An 18,424-nucleotide genomic window follows, 5' to 3' on the forward strand; every position below is an offset into this window, starting at 1 on the left:
GGTGAACAGATGTTGTCCAGAAGAGTGCTGATTATTGAAGATGATGCCGATGCGGCTGGTGTACTTGAAGCTTATTTACGCCGTGAAAATTACGATGTGACCGTCACGGGGGACGGGCTGGCCGGGCTGGAGATGGCGCAACGCTGGAAACCCGATCTTGTCTTGCTGGATGTCATGCTTCCCGGACTCAACGGAACTGAGGTGCTGGCCAGCCTGCGTCGCAAAAGCGATGTGCCCGTTATCATGGTGACGGCTATGGGCGATACGCCCGATCGCATCGGCGCGTTGAGATACGGGGCTGATGACTATGTCGTTAAACCCTATCATCCAGGTGAAGTCGTGGCACGGGTGCAGGCGGTGCTGCGCCGGAGCAATAAAAACACGCGCGAAGAAGAGATCCTTCGCTGGCAGACGCTGGAGGTGGATGTCACGGCCATTGTGGCGAGCATCATCAATGATGACAACACGCCGCGGGTTCTGGATCTGACCCCAACGGAATTTTCGCTACTGACCACGCTGATGCGTTCACCTTCGCGTCCTTTTTCCCGTCAATATTTACTGGAGCACTGTTTGCCGGAAAGCGAGGCCCTGGAGCGGGTGGTGGATACCCATATTTATAACCTGCGTAAAAAACTCGAAGCCGCGGGTCTTTCCGGCGTGCTGGTTAACGTTCGCGGCGTGGGTTACAGGTTCAGACAGCCATGATAAAGACCCGTCATTCCTCCCTCTGGCGCTGGATTTGCGCGCGCATCCTGGCGCTGGCGATTGGCAGCGTGATCGTTATAGCAGCCTGTATGTGGCTGCGTTACGCCGTGCAGAACTACTGGATAATGGGCAAAATGCCCGCAGCGGTCCGGCAGGAGTTTCTCACGCTCAGCCAGAATCCGCAGTCAAACCCGGCCCGCTTTCACGATATTGTAGACAGCTGGTGGGGGCTCAGTTACTCCACCCCATCTATCGCCTCGGCTGACTGGGTCACCGTGGCTCTGCTGGTGCTGGTGATGATCCCCTTCATTGTGGTGATGGGACTTAAGCACGCTCGTCCTCTGGCGCTGCAGTTCAGCTGTCTTCGTGATGCGGCCAAAGATGTGGCCGATGGGCAGTTTGGCCGACAGGCAGAGCTGGTGAAAGATGCGCCCGCAGAAATGATCAGCTTTGCGGCTGACTTTAATACCATGACCGGACAACTGGCTCGCTATGAAAAAGAGCTTCGCGCCTCGCACGTTGCCATGGCACATGAGCTGCGCTCTCCCCTGACGGCAGCCATTGGACGTCTGCAGGGTATGATGGACGGCGTGTTTGACGCCACCCCGGAGCAGTTGGGGATGGTGATGAAACAGCTCCAGCACCTCAACCGGCTGACCGATGAATTGCACCTTCTCTCTTTGGCTGATGCGGGAAATCTTGTGCTTGAAGACAGGCCATTCCGTCTGGATGAGCTGATTCAGGAGCGGGCAGACTGGATAACCCCGCAGGCCGATGCACAAAATTTTACGATAACGTTGCGTAACCCGCGCCCATGCCCCTTCAGAGGCGATGCGTTCCGTATGGGACAGGTATTTACGATCCTCATGGAGAATTCACTCCGCTATGGACGCGAGGGAGGCCATCTGGAGGTGGCCCTGCATTATGCCCAGGGGCAGTACACCCTCGAATTCGCCGATGACGGTCCGGGTGTATCAAAGCACTTTTTACCGGACATGTTTAAGCGATTTAGCCGCGAGGAACAATCACGCGCCCGGCACTCCGGTGGCAGCGGCCTCGGTTTATCAATTGCGCAGGCGATTTGTCAGGCGCATGGGGGAAGTATTAGCGCGTCATTACCAGAAACCGGAGGGCTTCTGGTGCGCATCCAGTTGCCCTGGCGCGCTTGTGACGAGGAAAATTCCCGCTCTTGATAAACCCTTGACACAACATCGAATCTTTCTCGATGAACAGCCGATTAAATAACGCCATCCCTTTTCTGGAGCGGCGTTATGTCAGACGAATTCATTCTCTCCCTCCGCCACAGCCTGCATCATGTATACAGCGTGGCGCGCACCCTTTCCTGGCTACACTTTATTCCCCTGGTGATACTTGCCCTGCCTATCTTCCCGCTAACCGGTTGCGGCGATAAACACGAAAACACGCCGCCCCCCGTGCGGGCGGTACGCTACAGTGTGGTGGGTTCAGCGAAAACGCTGCCAGCACTGGAAAGAACCGGTGAGATCCATGCCCATGATGAGACGACGCTGAGTTTCCGTACCGGGGGCAGGATCCTCACGCGCGTCGTCGATATTGGCGATCGGGTTACCGCCGGGCAACTGCTGGCGACCCTCGACAATACCACCGGACAAAATCAGCTCGACGCGGCCACCGCTGACTATGAGGGTGCCAAAGCCTCAGCGCAGATTGCCGCGCTCAACGTCAACAGAATGCAAACGCTGATGTCCACCGGCGCTATAGCCCGCACACAACTCGACACAGCCCGTGCAGACTGGCTTGTCGCCAGCGCGCGTCTGAAAAGTAGCGAGGCGGCACTGCGCAACGCCCGGGAAAGCCTGGGCTGGACCCGCCTTCTCTCGCCGAAGGAAGGCATCATTACCGCGGTTAGCGCCTCTGCGGGCCAGATTGTCAGCGCAGGCCAGTCGGTGCTGACGCTGGCGACCGGTGAAGCCCGCGATGTGGTGTTCGATATTGCCGCGCCTGATGATATCCCCTCACCGGATAAGGCTGATTTCCGCGTCGCCTTGCTCAGCGACCCGACGGTCAATGCTTCAGCGGTGTTACGCGATATCACGCCTCAGGCCGATCCCCTGACCCGTACCTGGCGGGTCAGAGCCACCCTGAACAACCCGCCCGCCGCCATGGCACTGGGTGCCAGCGTCACCGTAACCCTGCCCTCCAGTGCCGCGTGCGGTTACGTCCTTCCTGCGTCGGCACTGAGTCGTTACGCAGACAAGCCCGCTGTGTTTGTAATCAACCGGCAATCTCAGGCGCAACTGCGCGTGGTTGTGCCTGCACGTTACACGGCCTCCTCCGTCATCATCGCCTCCGGTCTTGCGCCCGGTGACAGGGTGATTACGGCTGGCGTGAGCAAATTACGCTCAGGAGAACAGGTGATTGCCGGGGAGGAGCAGCCATGAACATGAGAAGCACAAAAGAGACATTTAACCTCTCCGCCTGGGCGCTTAAAAATCAGCAGATGGTCAGTTTCTTTATGCTGCTGGTGATGGCGATGGGCGTGTTCTGTTACGAGCGCCTGCCGCGCAACGAAGATCCGGCGTTTACCATCAAAACGGCCGTGGTCTCCGCGCAATGGCCGGGGGCATCGGTAGCGGACACGACTCGCCTGCTGACGGATACGCTTGAGAAAAAGTTACAGGAGATCCCCTGGCTTGATTATATCGAAAGCGAAACCCGGGCAGGACGCACCGTTATTCATGTCAACCTGCGCGATGATACGCCGCCGCAAACGGTGCCGGATATCTGGTACCAGGTGCGGAAGAAAATGCAGGATATCGCTCCGTCTCTGCCAGAAGGCGTTCAGGGCCCTGATGTCAACGACGAATTTGACGACACGTTCGGCACAATTTATGGCTTCATCCCCGAAGGCTATACCCTGCGGGAGGTTCGGGATCGGGTGGAGACACTGCGTCGGGAACTGATGTCCCTGCCGGATATCGGCAAAACCACCCTGCTGGGTGAACAGCAGGAACAGATGGTTCTGGCCTTTTCCCCGGCCCGTCTGGCGGGGATGGGTCTGGATATTCAGCAGGTGGCGGAGGCGCTCAGGGCGCAGAATGCAGTCGTCCCGGCGGGCATCATACGCACGGGGCAGGAGAACATCGCACTCCACGTCAGCGGTGCGCTCACCTCAGAGGAGAGTTTACGCGCGGTCACGCTGCATATTAACAATCGTTATATTCCCTTGACCGACATTGCCACCCTCACCCGGGAAAGCGCCGAGCCGCCCTCACCGGCGTTTCGGGTTAACGGAAAACCGGCTATCGGGCTGGCGATTTCAATGGCGCCGACAGGCAATATGCTGCGCTTTGGCGCCGCGTTGAATCAAAGAGTGGCAGCCCTCAGCGCCGGGCTGCCGCACGGTATCGAGATGGTGAAGGTCGCCGATCAATCCGCGGTAGTCAGCGACGCGGTGAGTGGTTTTATCAGGGTCCTTATTGAAGCGGTGGTTATCGTCCTGGCCGTTTCATTTGTCTCTCTGGGGCTACGGGCGGGGCTGGTTGTGGCTGCGGCAATCCCGCTGGTTCTGGCCATGACCTTCGCCGGAATGATGCTGGCCGGGATTGGCCTGCAGCGCATCTCGCTCGGGGCACTGATTATTGCGCTGGGTCTGCTGGTGGATGACGCCATGATCACCGTGGAAACCATGGTTTCTCGTCTGGAGGCTGGCGATTCCCGTCGGCAAGCGGCAACCCGGGCGTTCACCACGACGGCATTCCCGATGCTCACCGGCACACTGGTGATGATCGCCGGATTTATTCCGGTCGGCTTTGCGGCATCCAGCGCGGGTGAATACTGCTTTTCTCTGTTTGCGGTCGTGCTGATTGCCCTGCTGTGTTCATGGGTGGTCGCAATCCTGTTTTCACCGCTGACCGGGACATGGCTGCTGCCGGAGAACGTCAGGCATCATGCCTCCGGCCCGGGTCGGATAGCACGCGGGTATCACTGGCTGCTGCGTAAGGTATTGCGCCACCGACTCACCACCGTGCTTTGTGCCCTTGGCGCACTGGGTTTGTCCCTGTACGGGACGACGTTTATGCAAGGCGAGTTTTTTCCCGCTTCCGACAGACCAGAGCTGCTGGTGAGCCTGACGCTTCCGGCCAACGCCTCACAGCCGGAAACGCAAAGAGAGGCCGAAAAGCTGGAGAAGGCGCTGGCAGGCAATAGCAATATCGATCATTACTCAACATACGTAGGATCGGGCGCTATCCGTTTTTATCTGCCAATGGATGTGCTGCTGGAGAATGAAAACAGTGCCCAGTTGGTGGTGGTCGCGAAAAACCTCGCCGCCCGCGACCGTCTGCACGCACAGCTGAACAAGATACTGGCGACGCAATTTAGCGACATCATCACACGCGTATCGCCTCTGGAGCTCGGCCCCCCGGTCGGCTGGCCAATCAAATACCGGGTTAGCGGACCGGACTATGTAAAGGTTCGGGCGCTGGCGAATCACCTGACGGAAGTGATTGGCCAGTCACCGCTCTCACGTGAAGTCAACCAGACCGCCGGTGAACCGGAGAGAGTGATTACCCTTGAGGTGAATCAGACGGCGGCCCGGGCTGCGGGCGTGTCGTCAGAAAGTCTGGCCCGGACGCTGAATACGGTCTGGTCCGGCAGCGTCGTGACCTCAATACGGAATAATGACCGGCTGGTGGATGTGGTGCTCCGCGCCAGAGACAGTGAACGTCTTAATCTGGCCACACTGTCGTCACTGACCGTTGAGGGGAACGATGGCAAAAAAATTCCGCTCAGTGCTGTCGCAACGCCGGTCTGGGGTGTGGACGATCCGGTTGTCTGGCGTCGTCAGCGCCTGCCGTTTATCACCGTGCAAACTGACCTTGCGCCGGGACTCAGAGCCGAGGTCGTCTCCGCCGCGCTGCGCCCGGCAGTGGATAAACTGCGTGCCCGTTTGCCTGCGGGCTACAGTATTGAGGAAGGCGGCGCGGTTGCGGAGTCTGATAAAGGAAACCGCTCTGTCTTTACCGTTCTTCCGGTGACGCTGGTCATTATGTTGTTATTGCTGATGCTTCAGCTACGACGCTATTCCCGGATGTTTCTGGCCCTGTTCATGGCCCCGTTTGGCTTACCGGGCATCGTTCTGGCGATGCTGCCGGGTGGAACACCGATGGGGTTCGTCGCCCTGCTGGGCGTGATCGCGCTGGCGGGCATGATCATTCGTAACGCGGTGATCCTGATCGGCGAAGCTGACAGCAATCTGGCTCAGGGGATGACGAACGATGCCGCCATTATCGCAGCCGCAGAGCACCGGGCCAGACCTATCTGTCTGACCGCCTGTGCCGCCATTCTGGGCATGATCCCCATCTCGCACCAGGTATTCTGGGGACCTATGGCGTATGCCATTATCGGGGGGTTGCTGGTCGCGACGCTGGTCACACTCACGGTACTGCCCGCGTCGTTCAGTCTGTTATTACAGTGGGGGGACGGTTTACGCAACCGGCACAGCGTATAAAACCCGGTCTGTGCTGAAAGCGAAATTGTCCCCCGATCCGTTACACGGCCGTCAGCGCAAAACGGGTTCTCAGGACCTCAGCAATATCCTCTTCCGCCAGTTGCTGTGTCTTTGTGCCATTTGCGGTGATGGTCTTCAGCATATTGCCCAGCAGGATCTGGCGTCCTCCTTCGTTGCCAGGAGGCCGAAGGTCTGATCAATGCGCTGGAGGTGCATCGGCGCGATTTGTCACGAGCTGGCGGGTACCGCGTTCGGAGCGTCGATGCGTTAATGGTTAGTGAGGATCGTCTCTGAATGCCGCATGGTGGCATTCAGAAATTGAAAACGGAAAGATCTTTAATATCGGCGTGTGGATTGGCGTTTTTTACCGCTATCAAAAAAGCAGAGAAATTATGATTAAACATCGTTACGTTCGGGTAAAACTGCACCTGTTTTTCCCTTCCGTTTTCAACATAGATTACTGACCAGATCCGACGACTATTGACCATCGTCGATCCCGGCTTAATGTTTACTATTCTGGTCAGTTCAACCTGAGTGGTTCTATCCTTCTGAATTTCATAAAAATAGCGGTCATCATAAAAATAAACCTTGCGGGAAAAACAATCAAAAAACCACGGGTTAGTGGATATTTTCTTCTTGCCCTGGGCATCTGAAACGATGCGTTTTGGCTGGCGAAATGACCTCACGCCATTCCTTATCACCAGATATAACCCAATAACCGGCAGAGCCATTAATAAAACGCTGATTGCTTCCCGCATATTCACCAATCCCGTTGATCACAGTCATGAGCGAGTATAAAGGGTTCGTTCCTGAGAACAACATCCCCCTGTCAGGGAATAATGCGTGCCGCCCTGAGCTGTGCGAACAGGCTGAAAAACATTTCGTCGGTGGCCCGCATGGCGGTGAACCCGGCCCGACGCAGCTTGCTGCCATCGCCAAACATATCGTAATCCCAGCTAAACACGAAGTCGGCAAACTGTCCGTCGTTCAGCTGCAAAATATCGCTTTCCACCAGCCCGCGAGCTGCGGCGAGTTCGCGCCATACCGTGCGGTAGTCCGTAAACAGCTGCTGAAATGAGAGCCGGACCGGGGGTGCAGACTCCAGTTCAAACCAGTGTGCAATGCGTGGCCACAGCTCGCTCCAGCGCCAGATGTCACCGTTATTCACATTGAATGCCTGGTTCTCTGCTACCGGCGACGTGGCGGCCCACACGGTCGCCTCTGCCAGCAATTCACCGTCTGTATGATCAACAATGCTGTGCCAGGTCTGTTCGGCGCCGGGAAAACGCAGCGGTAAATTCAGCGCCTTACACAGCGATGCGTACAGCGCGATGCTCAGGGCAAGATTCATGGCGTTACCCGGCACCGTGCTGCCCACCACGCCCGGCCGGATGGCGTTCCAGTGCCACGCTTTTCCCCGCTGAAAATCGCTAAGCCACCTGAGCTGGGCCGCGTTAAACTCAGCGCCCGGTACGCCGGGATCGCTTTCACGTGCCGGGGTTTTGAACGGGCCAAGATGCGCGCCGTAGACTTTGTAGCCCTGCATCAGGCTGACCGTCTCAAGGGGCGCCGTGTTTTCGAGGTTACTGACCAGATGGCGCAGCATGGTGACGTTCGGTTCAACCATCTCTGTCCAGTTCGCGGCATTGGCCCAGGCGCTGTAAAACACATGAGTGATCCCGCTGAGCGATGACAGTGCCCGCGCGCTGTCCTGTGCATCCAGTAAATCAACATTAACCATCGCAATGCCTTCAGGGTGAGATACCGCCTGGCGGCTCAGGCCAATGACCTCCCACTGATGGCGCAAAAGCGTTTTGACCAGCTGGTTGCCAACAATCCCGCTGGCGCCAGCGACCAGCGCGACCCTGTGTTGCTGCGTCTTATTCATGGTGTTTCTCCGAAAGGGGTGACAGACACAGTGTGATCTATTATTTTTTTCTGATATATCCCCCGAATCCGATGGCATTTATAAGCAGAATCACGAAATGAATAATAAGCTCAACGCCATTTCCACCTTTCTGCGCGTCGCCGAAGCGGGCTCCTTTTCCGCTGCCGCCCGCCTGGCCGGGATCAAGCAGTCCGCCGTCAGCCAGCAGATCGCCGCCCTTGAGGAAGAGCTCGGTGTGGTATTGCTGCATCGTACAACGCGCAGGATGAAGCTCACCGCGCAGGGTGAGCGTTACCGGCGGGATATGCAGCTTGTGCTGGAGGCCATGCAGGAAGCAGAGCGACGCCTGAACCCGGTTGAGCATCAATATCAGGGGGCCGTACATGTGCAGTTGCCGAGCGGCCTGGGCCAGATCGTGTTGCCGCGCCTGCTGACGCTACAGCGCATGAATCCTGAATTACATCTGCAGGTTTCGCTTGATGACCGCATCGCCGATCTGGTCACCGAAGGGGTGGATGTGGCGCTTCGGCTGAGCGCGGAGCCTCCGCAAACCCATGCCGCACGCGTACTGGCACGCATTGAAACGCCGCTCTTTGCCGCCCCGTCATTCCCGCCGGTCGAGTCCGTGTACGCGCTGGCGGCGCTTCCCCACGTGCGATTCAGCGGCATCCCGCTGGACGCTCCCTTACGCCTGGTTTCTGATGACGAAACGATTGATATTGCAGTGAATACCGTTTTCCGCGCCAATACCAGCGACGCCCTGTTACAGGCGCTGGAGGCAGGCATGGGTATTGGCGGTATGCAGCTACCGCTCGCGGCACGGGCGTTGCAAACCGGCACGCTGGTGCAGGTACTCCCCGCGTGGCGGTTACCCGACCGCTTTCTCTATGCGGTTTATCCGGACGCTCGCTTTATTCCACACAGAGTCAGAAGCGTTGTGGGGGTTATAGAACAGCTACTGCCTGAAATAATTAAGAAAAATTAAACATTCCAGAATGCATACTCGCCAGCGCGCCTTGTTGAACTAAAAATTTTCGACTTTCAACGAGTTCCGGAAAATTCCCCTCCCGTCTCTTGATCGTTCTGGTTAATCATGAATACTGTATATAAACACAGTAATATGAGTTAACCATTATGCAGTTGATCTCTCCTTTGGGGCCTGATGCCACGTTATTGCTTCCGTTGTTTATGGAGCGGGTGCCCTGTGGCTTCCCCAGCCCTGCTCAGGATTATGTCGAAGATAGCCTTGATCTGAACAAGCTGGTGATCAAACACCCCAGCGCGACCTATTTTGTCAGGGTGAGCGGTGATTCGATGATCGGCGCAGGCATCAGCCATGGTGACCTGCTGGTGGTTGACCGTTCGTTAACCGCCGTTCATGGCGATATTGTGATTGCGGCGGTCGCGGGCGAATTTACCGTGAAGGAGTTGCAAACGCATCCGCGTCTTCAGCTCATCCCCCATAATCCTGACTACGCACCGGTCGTTTTTGCCGCAGAAGACGAGCTGGAGATCTTCGGCGTTGTGACGTTTACCCTGAAAGCTAACCGCCATGTTCGCGCTCGTTGACGTAAACAGTTTTTACACCTCCTGCGAGACGGCGTTTCGGCCCGACCTTAAGGGGAAACCCGTGGTGGTCGTTTCAAATAACGACGGCTGTATCATTTCACGTTCAGCAGAAGCAAAAGCATTGGGGATCGGCATGGCCGGTCCCTACTTCAAGCTGAAGGATGAGCTGAGACGCCAGAAGGTACACGTCTTTAGCTCCAATTATGCGCTGTATGCGGATATGAGCCGCCGGGTGATGACCATTCTCGAAGAGATGGCCCCGAGAGTGGAGATCTACTCGATTGATGAAGCCTTTCTGGATCTGACGGGCGTCAGCCAGTGTATGTCTCTGGAGGCGTTCGGTCAGGCTATCCGCCAGCGCCTGTACAAAGAGACCGGCCTGCTGGTCGGGGTCGGTATCGCGCCCACCAAAACCTTAGCCAAGCTGGCTAACCATGCCGCCAAAACCTGGAAGAAAACCAACGGTGTGGTGGATTTATCGAATATCGATCGTCAGCGTAAACTGCTGTCACTGGTACCGGTCAGCGAAGTGTGGGGCGTCGGGCGCAGGATCAGCAAAAAACTGAATCTGATGGGGATCGAGACTGCCCTGCATCTGGCGGAATGTTCAAGCTGGGTGATCCGTAAACACTTTAATGTCGTGCTGGAAAGAACCGCCCGCGAGTTACGCGGTGAACCGTGTCTGGCGCTGGAAGAGTTTTCGCCAACAAAGCAACAAATCATCTGCAGCCGCTCCTTCGGCAGCCGTATCACCCGGTATGACGATATGCACCAGGCGATCTGCGCCTATGCCGAACGCGCCGCCGAGAAGCTGCGCGAAGAGAAACAGTTTTGCTGCTATATCAGCGTCTTTATTCGCACCAGCCCGCATGCGGAGGACGAGGTTTTTTATGGTAACCAGGCCTCCGGCAAGCTGACGATCCCCACCAACGATACGCGGGATATTATCAGGGTAGCTATCGAGTCATTAAACCGAATCTGGAAAGACGGGCATCGCTATATGAAAGCGGGCGTCATGCTCAGTGACTTTTTCAGTCAGGGCGTGGCGCAACTTAGCCTGTTCGATGAACACCCACCGCGGCCAGACAGTACAGCCCTGATGCAGGTTATCGACCGCCTTAACCGTTCAGGCCGGGGGTCTGTGTGGTTTGCGGGCCAGGGGGCGGTGAAATCCTGGGCGATGAAGCGGGATATGCTGTCGCCCTGCTACACCACGCGCTATTCCGATTTGCCGATCGTTAAATAACAAAGCCCGGATCCCTCCGGGCTCTGTTTATACGTGGTTACACCAGCGCATTCAGCGTAGCCAGCGCGTCAGGCGGTAACACCAGCTCCCCTGCCGCGAGGTTTTGCCGCAGATGCGCCACGGAAGAGGTTCCCGGGATCAGCAGAATGTTCGGAGAACGCTGCAGCAGCCAGGCCAGCGCAACCTGCATCGGTGTCGCCCCCAGGTCGTCCGCCACCGCCTGCAGCCCGGAAGATTGCAGCGGCGTAAAACCGCCCAGCGGGAAGAACGGCACATAAGCAATCCCCTGCTGCGCAAGCGAATCCACCAGCGCATCGTCACTACGGTTCACGATGTTGTACATGTTTTGCACACACACCACGGGCACCATCTTCTGCGCCTCGGCAACCTGCGTGGCGGTGACATTGCTCAGACCAATATGTCGCACCAGCCCTTGCTGCTGTAGCTCTGCCAGGGTGGACAGCGGTTCAGCGATCGAGCCTTCCGCCGGTCCGTGTGCGCTAAACATAATCCGCAGGTTCACCACGTCCAGCACATCCAGCTGCAGATTGCGCAGGTTGTCGTGTACCGCCTGGGTCAGCTCCTGGGCGGAAAAGGCCGGCAGCCAGGCGCCTTTATCATCGCGTCGCGCACCGATTTTGGTGACGAGGGTAAGATCGTCCCGGTACGGATGCAGCGCCTCGCGGATCAGCTGGTTAGTCACATGCGGACCATAAAAATCGCTGGTATCGATATGATTCACGCCCGCCGCCACGGCTTCCCGGAGCACCTCCAGCGCGGCATTTTTGTCCTTCGGTGGCCCAAAAACGCCCGGCCCGGCCAGCTGCATTGCGCCGTAACCCAGCCGTTTAACCGTGCGTGTGCCCAGCGCGTATGTCCCGCTTTTATCGATGCTGCTCATGTTCACCTTCCTCATAAAAAAGATCCGGATTTACAACAGGTTCCCGACCAGAACCCATAGTTAAGCGCGAGTTAAATTAAAGTTTAAATTTTAGACGACGATAGTATTTGTGTACCCCTGCACTTTCTTACGGACGACCGCTATGCTGAAAAATCTGCACGTGATTACCGGTATTATCTTTGCTCTCACCATATTCTGCCTGCTACAAGTTGTCACGGGAGGGTTGTTCTACTCTGCCGTCAGCAACGATCGCCATAACTTCCAGAACTCCGGGGTGCTTAATGCCCAGCAGGAGAGCCTGAGTGACAGCGTTAACACCCTCATCAAAACGCGCGTTACCGTGACGCGCGTGGCCATCCGCTATCTGAAAAATCAGCGCGATCCGGCGTCCCTTGAGGCGATCAACAAACTGCTTGGCACCGCGGGTAACTCTCTGGCTAAAGCAGAAGCCTATAACAAACAGTGGCAGACCCTGCCGCAGGTTAACGGCCAGAGTGCGGCGCTAACCGACGAGATGCTGAAATCCTGGAACCAGATGCACGAAGTGATGCGTCTGTCGATTGAGTATCTGCGTGCCGACAACTATCAGGCCTATGGCGATCTGGATGCGCAGCAGGCACAGGACGATATGGAAGCGGTCTATAACCGCTGGCGCGCCGAAAACAACACGCTGCTGAAAGCCGCGGCCGAAGAGAACCAGAGCAGCTTTACCCAGATGCAATGGACGCTGGCGGCTATATTCCTGGCCGTTATCGCCGTGCTGGTGGTGATCTGGCAGGGGTTACAGCACCTGCTGTTAAAACCGCTGCAAACCATTATGAACCATATTCGCACCATTGCGGCGGGCGACCTGACGCAGGATATTACCCTCTCTGGCCGCAATGAGATGGGCCAGCTGGCGGCCGGTCTGCATGAGATGCAGCAATCTCTGGTCACCACGGTCAGCGCCGTACGCGGCAGTACCGACTCCATCTACACCGGCGCAGGCGAAATTGCCGCCGGGAGCAACGATCTTTCCGCCCGTACGGAAGAACAGGCCGCCTCGCTGGAAGAGACCGCAGCCAGCATGGAAGAGCTGACCGCCACGGTGAAACAGAACTCCGACAACGCCCGTCAGGCGACCCTGCTGGCGAAGAACGCGTCTGAAACAGCGGCGCGCGGCGGTCATGTGGTGGATAACGTTGTCCGCACGATGACGGAAATTGCCGACAGTTCGCAGCAAATTGCCCACATCACTGGCGTGATTGACAGCATTGCCTTCCAGACCAACATTCTGGCACTGAATGCCGCGGTAGAAGCCGCACGCGCCGGGGAACAGGGCCGTGGCTTTGCGGTGGTCGCCGGGGAAGTACGTACCCTGGCGAGCCGCAGCGCGCAGGCGGCAAAAGAGATCAAGGGCCTTATCGAGAACTCTGTCAGCCGCGTGAATACCGGCTCTGAACAGGTCAGCGAAGCCGGTGCAACGATGAAGGAAATTGTGGCGGCGGTCACCCGCGTGACCGATATCATGGGCGAGATTTCATCTGCGTCCGATGAGCAGAGTCGCGGTATTGAACAGGTGAGCCTGGCCGTTTCGCAGATGGACAGCGTCACCCAGCAAAACGCCGCGCTGGTGCAGCAGTCCGCCACGGCGGCAGCGGCGCTGGAAGATCAGTCCGAACAGCTGCGCCAGGCGGTGGCGGCATTTCGTCTGAACGGTAAACAACAGGCCACCGCGCCCCGTACAACGCATGTGAAAACACCACAGCTGTTGCGCCCGGCCACGGCAAGCACCGCCACCGACAGCAACTGGGAAACCTTCTGAGTTCAGCGCGGGCGAGCACCTCGCCCGCGCTAATCCCGTTAACGGCTGCGCTTGGCGTGCCGTTCCCAGTTCTCCTGTTTCGCGTCGTTGGATTTTCGCAGTGAAACATAACAGGCCCCGCTGCCGCCGTGATGCGGCAGCGCCACGCAGAAGGCCTGTACTTCCTCAAACTCTGTTAACCAGCGCGCCAGATAGCTACGTATCACGTTGGGATGAGCATTCTGTTCGCGCCCTTTTCCATGAATGATAATCAGATTGCGTAATCCGTCGCGTCCGGCCTGGCGAATAAAGGCGTACAGCATCTGGCGGCAACGCTCGGCGGGCTGACGTAACAAGTTCAGGCTGGCCTCGCGGGAGTATTTCCCCGAGCGCAGCTTATCCATTACGCCCTGTTGTATCCCTTCACGCTGAAATGCCAGCGGCTCATCCAGGGGCAGAAGTTCCAGAAAGCCCAGGGTGAGGAAGTTATCCAGTTGCTCGGTATCAATCTCCTGGCGCGCCCGCGTGTTGCGGCTCGGCTGCCAGTGAATATCTGCGCAGCGCTTCAGGGGCTGGACATCCTCCATGGCGTCAAGAAACAGTGATTTGTCGTCAGGGTTCATGGAAATCCTCCGGCTACATCTGAGCCTGTACTATACCTTCGCGGGGGGTGTGCCTCAACAGCCGTTCCCCCGGGTAGGGTGGCGCTGAAAGCAAGCTGATGAATATCAATCGACAGCCGGGGAAAAATTAAACATCACTTAACTCAAACTTCAGCGTAAATAAAACACGCAATTTGGCTTAAACATCCATAAAATCAAACACTCAACCGCCTTTCATTTTGAGAGAAAGCTGTTATAACTTAATTAACCTGCCTCATGGATATAACATCCAGGATATGCGAAGGGATGCACTGCTGTGTGTACTGAAGGGTCTGTCTGATGTCGGACAGGCCCTGTTTTTTATGGATGATGTTTCACGCAGAGACGATTGCCCGCGCCTCGCGTCTGAATTGCGTAATTAACGACTCCGTAAGCGGGGTCTGGCGCGAATCCCGACGCTGAATTAAATAATACGTCGCTTTTGGAAGTGATTCGACAACCGGCAGCATAACCAGACGCCCCGCCAACAGGGGGTCACAACCCAGCTCCTGCGGCAATATGCTTAAAAAATCGCTTTGTGCGACAAGGCTGATACACGACGAAAATGTTTCGCAGACCACGCCAATGCGGGGTATTTGCGAGCGATGGCTAAATACATCCTCTAACTGCTTATAATAACTTCCCCGGGGCGTTGGCATGGTCCAGTTATAATGCAGCAGATCGTTAATGGAGGTTGCTCCCGTCGCCGGATGCCCCTCCCGGCAAAATACGGCAAACGGTTTTTCTAATAGCTTTTCAAACGTAAATTCATGATCGTAAGGCCCCTGATAATAGGTATTGATGGTGAAGTCCAGTTCGCCCTGGCGTAATTCATTGATCATCGATACCAGCTGCCCTTCCATAATTCGCACCTTAACCTGCGGATGCTGCGCATGAAAGCGGGTGATAACCGCAGGCATAAGGCTTCGCGAAATACTCGCCCCCATCCCGATATTGATCTGCCCGGCCAGCTCGCCCTGCCGCTGGCGAATGTCATCCTGCGCCGCGCGCAGCTCTTCCAGAATCAGCCTGGCGCGCTGATAGAAGCCTTCGCCACACTCGGTTAACGCCACGCCTTTGCTTCGGCGCACAAAGAGCTGCGCCGCCATGCCCTCTTCCAGCTCTTTGATCGATTTGGTCAACGCCGGTTGCGAAAGATTCAGCGTCCTGCTGGCGCCGCGAATGCTGCCCTGACGCGCCACTTCAACGAACGCCCGAATTTGATGAAATTTAATCTGAAATGACATAGCCCGACCGATAACCGTTGTTTATCAGAGTAAAGAAACTGTCATCTACTTTAATGGAAAGGGATGTGCGAGGGTAATTCCTGAACGGTTAAAACTGTGAAAAATCGGTTAGTGATAAGTAAAAACTATCACAGCGTGAAGCAGTTCACATATTTTAATGATGACAGGAACAGATATGGACTCACTGGCACAGTACATCCAAACCTTAGCCCCGCAACTGAGCGCATGGCGTCGCGATTTTCACCATTTTGCCGAATCCGGCTGGGTGGAATTTCGGACTGCCGCAAAGGTCGCGGAGATCCTGGATAGCCTGGGTTATGACCTGGCGATGGGCCGCGACGTGGTGGATGCCGAAAGCCGTATGGGGTTGCCGGATAACGCTACCCTGACGCGAGAATTTGCCCGCGCCCGTGCGCAGGGCGCGCCCGAAAAATGGCTCGCGCCGTTTGAAGGCGGCTTCACCGGCCTGGTTGCCACGCTTAACACCGGCCGTCCCGGCCCGACGCTGGCGTTTCGCGTGGACATGGACGCTCTCGACCTGAGCGAAGCGCTCGACGACAGCCACCGCCCGTTCCGCGACGGTTTTGCCTCCTGCAATCCGGGCATGATGCACGCCTGCGCGCACGACGGCCACACCACGATTGGCCTTGGGCTGGCGCACGTGCTCATGCACAACAAAGCGCAGCTGAACGGCACCATCAGGCTGATCTTCCAGCCTGCCGAAGAAGGCACTCGCGGCGCACGCGCCATGGTGGCCGCCGGGGCACTGGACGGGGTGGACTATTTCACCGCCATTCACATTGGTACCGGGGTGCCTGCCGGGACGGTGATCTGCGGCAGCGATAACTTTATGGCGACAACCAAGTTTGACGCGACGTTTACCGGCGTTGCCGCACACGCAGGCGGTAAACCGGAAGAAGGCCGTAACGCCCTGCTCGCCGCCGCCCAGGCCGCGCTCGCGCTGCACAGCATTGCGCCACACAGCGAAGGGGCTTCCCGGGTGAATGTGGGAGTGATGCAGGCCGGCAGCGGACGCAACGTGGTACCCGCCCATGCCCTGCTTAAGGTCGAAACCCGCGGCGAGAGCGAGGCGATCAATCAGTATGTGTTCGAACGCGCGCAATCCGTCATTACCGGTGCCGCCGCGCTGTACGGCGTGACGGCTGAGATGCGCCTGATGGGGGCTGCCACCGCCAGCGCTCCGACACCTGCCTGGGTGGATTATCTGCGCCAGCAGGCAAGCCAGGTGCCCGGTGTGGAACAGGCCATTGATAAGGTCAAAGCCCCGGCCGGTTCTGAAGACGCCACGCTGATGATGGCCCGGGTGCAAGAAAACGGCGGCATGGCCTCCTACATGGTGTTTGGCACCGATTTGAGCGCCGGACATCACAATGAAAAATTCGACTTTGATGAGCGCGTCATGACCGTCGCTATCGAAACGCTGGCGCGCACTGCGCTGAATTTCCCCTGGACGCGAGGTGTGTAATGCAGGAGAACTACGCTTTTATTGCCGATGCAATCGACACGCGATGTCAGACGTTCACCGACATTGCCGACGAAATCTGGGATCACCCGGAAACCCGCTTTGAAGAGTTCTGGTCCGCAGAGCGGCTGGCCAGCGCGCTGGAAGCGGAAGGCTTCACCCTGACCCGTGAGGCTGGCGGCATTCCGAATGCCTTTATCGCCAGCTTCGGTAGCGGTAAACCGGTGATTGCCCTGCTCGGCGAATATGACGCGCTGGCCGGATTAAGCCAGCAGGCACATTGCGCGACGGCACACGCCACCACGCCCGGTGCTAACGGCCACGGCTGCGGGCATAACCTGCTCGGCACCGCGGCGTTTGCAGGTGCCGTTGCGGTGAAAAGCTGGCTGGAGCAGCACGGCGGGAGTGGAACCGTGCGTTTTTACGGTTGTCCCGGCGAAGAAGGCGGTTCCGGTAAAACGTTTATGGTCCGTGAGGGCTTGTTTGACGATGTTGACGCCGCGGTCACCTGGCACCCGGAAGCGTTTGCCGGCATGTTTAACGTCAGTACGCTGGCCAATATCCAGGCCGCCTGGCGCTTTAAGGGCGTGGCGGCGCATGCGGCAAACTCGCCGCATCTGGGGCGCAGCGCGCTGGATGCGGTGACGCTGATGACCACCGGCACCAACTTCCTCAACGAACATATCATCGAGAAAGCACGCGTCCATTACGCCATAACCGATACCGGCGGCATCTCACCCAACGTGGTGCAGGCGCAGGCCGAAGTGCTGTACCTGATCCGCGCCCCGGAGATGGCCGACGCGCAGCAAATCTACGCGCGCATTGAGAAGATCGCGCAGGGTGCGGCGTTGATGACCGAAACCACAGTCGAGTGTCGCTTTGATAAAGCCTGCTCCAGCTACCTGCCAAACCGCACGCTCGAAGCGGCGATGTATCGCGCCCTGCAACATTACGGCACGCCAGCCTGGACGGAGGAAGAACGCGCTTTTGCCCGGGAGATCCGTGCCACCCTGACGGCAAACGATCTGCAAAACAGCCTCAGAAACATTGCTGCAACCGGGGGGAACGAAGGTAAAGCCTTTGCCCGCCGCCACCAGGAGACCCTGCTGGTGGACGAGGTCGCGCCTTACGCCATCACCGATAACGTGCTGGCAGGCTCCACGGACGTGGGTGACGTTAGCTGGAAAATGCCCGTCGCCCAGTGTTTCAGCCCCTGCTTTACCGTCGGCACGCCGCTGCACACCTGGCAACTGGTGGCTCAGGGGCGAACGTCCATTGCCCATAAAGGCATGCTGCTGGCCGGGAAAGTGATGGGCGCCACCGCGCTACATCTGCTGCAGGACGCAGACCTGCTGAAAAAATGTCGTGAAGAGTTCGAACAACAAACACAAGAAAAACCGTACGTGTGTCCGATCCCTGCGGGCGTGACACCGTCACCTTTAAAATAAAAAACACAACACAACAACACAA

15 protein-coding genes are annotated in these 18,424 nt (G+C 57.4%); 10 read left to right on the forward strand and 5 right to left on the reverse strand.

Features of this window, described 5'->3' with window-relative positions:
* The first annotated feature begins 9 nt into the window (after positions 1-9).
* The 4 genes from AX755_RS18075 (at position 10) to AX755_RS18090 (ending at position 6,196) form a co-directional block, all read left to right on the forward strand.
* Positions 10-705: a response regulator gene (locus AX755_RS18075; protein ID WP_038419267.1), complete on the forward strand. Its 696-nt coding sequence runs from the start codon at positions 10-12 to the stop codon at positions 703-705.
* Positions 702-1,898, forward strand: a complete 1,197-nt coding sequence (locus tag AX755_RS18080; protein WP_062857199.1) for a sensor histidine kinase — start codon at positions 702-704, stop codon at positions 1,896-1,898. The genes AX755_RS18075 and AX755_RS18080 overlap by 4 nt, the downstream gene beginning before the upstream one ends.
* A gap of 78 nt (positions 1,899-1,976) precedes the next feature.
* Complete coding sequence (locus tag AX755_RS18085; protein ID WP_062857200.1) at positions 1,977-3,125, forward strand: efflux RND transporter periplasmic adaptor subunit; 1,149 nt, start codon at positions 1,977-1,979, stop codon at positions 3,123-3,125.
* The gene (locus AX755_RS18090) at positions 3,122-6,196 is read left to right on the forward strand and encodes an efflux RND transporter permease subunit (RefSeq protein WP_062857201.1); all 3,075 of its coding nucleotides are present in this window, start codon (positions 3,122-3,124) and stop codon (positions 6,194-6,196) included. Before AX755_RS18085 ends, AX755_RS18090 begins: the two co-directional genes overlap by 4 nt.
* Before the next feature lie 311 nt (positions 6,197-6,507).
* Here the strand turns inward: AX755_RS18090 and AX755_RS18095 are convergent, their stop codons facing one another.
* Both AX755_RS18095 and AX755_RS18100 read right to left on the reverse strand, forming a co-directional pair.
* Entirely contained in the window at positions 6,508-6,954 is a 447-nt protein-coding gene (locus AX755_RS18095; RefSeq protein WP_062857202.1) for a hypothetical protein, read from the reverse strand.
* A gap of 71 nt (positions 6,955-7,025) precedes the next feature.
* A complete protein-coding gene (locus AX755_RS18100) occupies positions 7,026-8,084 on the reverse strand; it encodes an SDR family oxidoreductase (protein ID WP_062857203.1) in 1,059 nt (352 codons plus the stop codon).
* A 97-nt stretch (positions 8,085-8,181) separates the two neighbouring features.
* On the opposite strand from AX755_RS18100, the gene AX755_RS18105 reads away from it, so the two are divergent.
* From AX755_RS18105 to umuC, 3 genes are all read left to right on the forward strand, one after another.
* A complete protein-coding gene (locus AX755_RS18105; protein ID WP_048971262.1) occupies positions 8,182-9,069 on the forward strand; it encodes a LysR family transcriptional regulator in 888 nt (295 codons plus the stop codon).
* Positions 9,070-9,218: 149 nt separating this feature from the next.
* Positions 9,219-9,653 carry a translesion error-prone DNA polymerase V autoproteolytic subunit gene (gene umuD, locus AX755_RS18110; RefSeq protein ID WP_043951617.1) on the forward strand — a complete coding sequence of 145 codons (435 nt, stop codon included), beginning with the start codon at positions 9,219-9,221 and terminating at the stop codon, positions 9,651-9,653.
* Positions 9,637-10,899, forward strand: coding sequence for a translesion error-prone DNA polymerase V subunit UmuC (gene umuC / locus AX755_RS18115; protein WP_062857204.1), 1,263 nt, complete (start codon positions 9,637-9,639; stop codon positions 10,897-10,899). The genes umuD and umuC overlap by 17 nt, the downstream gene beginning before the upstream one ends.
* 37 nt (positions 10,900-10,936) lie before the next feature.
* Here umuC and AX755_RS18120 read toward each other — a convergent pair whose 3' ends face one another.
* The gene (locus AX755_RS18120; protein WP_013096857.1) at positions 10,937-11,800 is read right to left on the reverse strand and encodes an aldo/keto reductase family oxidoreductase; all 864 of its coding nucleotides are present in this window, start codon (positions 11,798-11,800) and stop codon (positions 10,937-10,939) included.
* A gap of 142 nt (positions 11,801-11,942) precedes the next feature.
* Here AX755_RS18120 and tcp point away from each other — a divergent pair, with 142 nt between their 5' ends.
* The gene (tcp, locus tag AX755_RS18125; RefSeq protein ID WP_062857205.1) at positions 11,943-13,604 is read left to right on the forward strand and encodes a methyl-accepting chemotaxis citrate transducer; all 1,662 of its coding nucleotides are present in this window, start codon (positions 11,943-11,945) and stop codon (positions 13,602-13,604) included.
* Between the two features lie 38 nt (positions 13,605-13,642).
* On the opposite strand, the gene smrA is transcribed toward tcp, so the two are convergent.
* Positions 13,643-14,206: a DNA endonuclease SmrA gene (gene smrA, locus AX755_RS18130; protein WP_013096859.1), complete on the reverse strand. Its 564-nt coding sequence runs from the start codon at positions 14,204-14,206 to the stop codon at positions 13,643-13,645.
* A gap of 353 nt (positions 14,207-14,559) precedes the next feature.
* Positions 14,560-15,471 (reverse strand): LysR family transcriptional regulator, encoded by a 912-nt coding sequence (locus AX755_RS18135; RefSeq protein ID WP_020688268.1) that lies wholly within the window; start codon positions 15,469-15,471, stop codon positions 14,560-14,562.
* A gap of 175 nt (positions 15,472-15,646) precedes the next feature.
* Here AX755_RS18135 and AX755_RS18140 point away from each other — a divergent pair, with 175 nt between their 5' ends.
* The gene (locus AX755_RS18140; RefSeq protein ID WP_013096861.1) at positions 15,647-16,957 is read left to right on the forward strand and encodes a M20 family metallo-hydrolase; all 1,311 of its coding nucleotides are present in this window, start codon (positions 15,647-15,649) and stop codon (positions 16,955-16,957) included.
* Positions 16,957-18,402: a M20 family metallopeptidase gene (locus AX755_RS18145; RefSeq protein ID WP_058679536.1), complete on the forward strand. Its 1,446-nt coding sequence runs from the start codon at positions 16,957-16,959 to the stop codon at positions 18,400-18,402. Before AX755_RS18140 ends, AX755_RS18145 begins: the two co-directional genes overlap by 1 nt.
* Positions 18,403-18,424: the final 22 nt, after the last annotated feature.

The organism is Enterobacter sp. SENG-6 (assembly GCF_001605945.1).
Taxonomy (GTDB): domain Bacteria; phylum Pseudomonadota; class Gammaproteobacteria; order Enterobacterales; family Enterobacteriaceae; genus Enterobacter; species Enterobacter cloacae.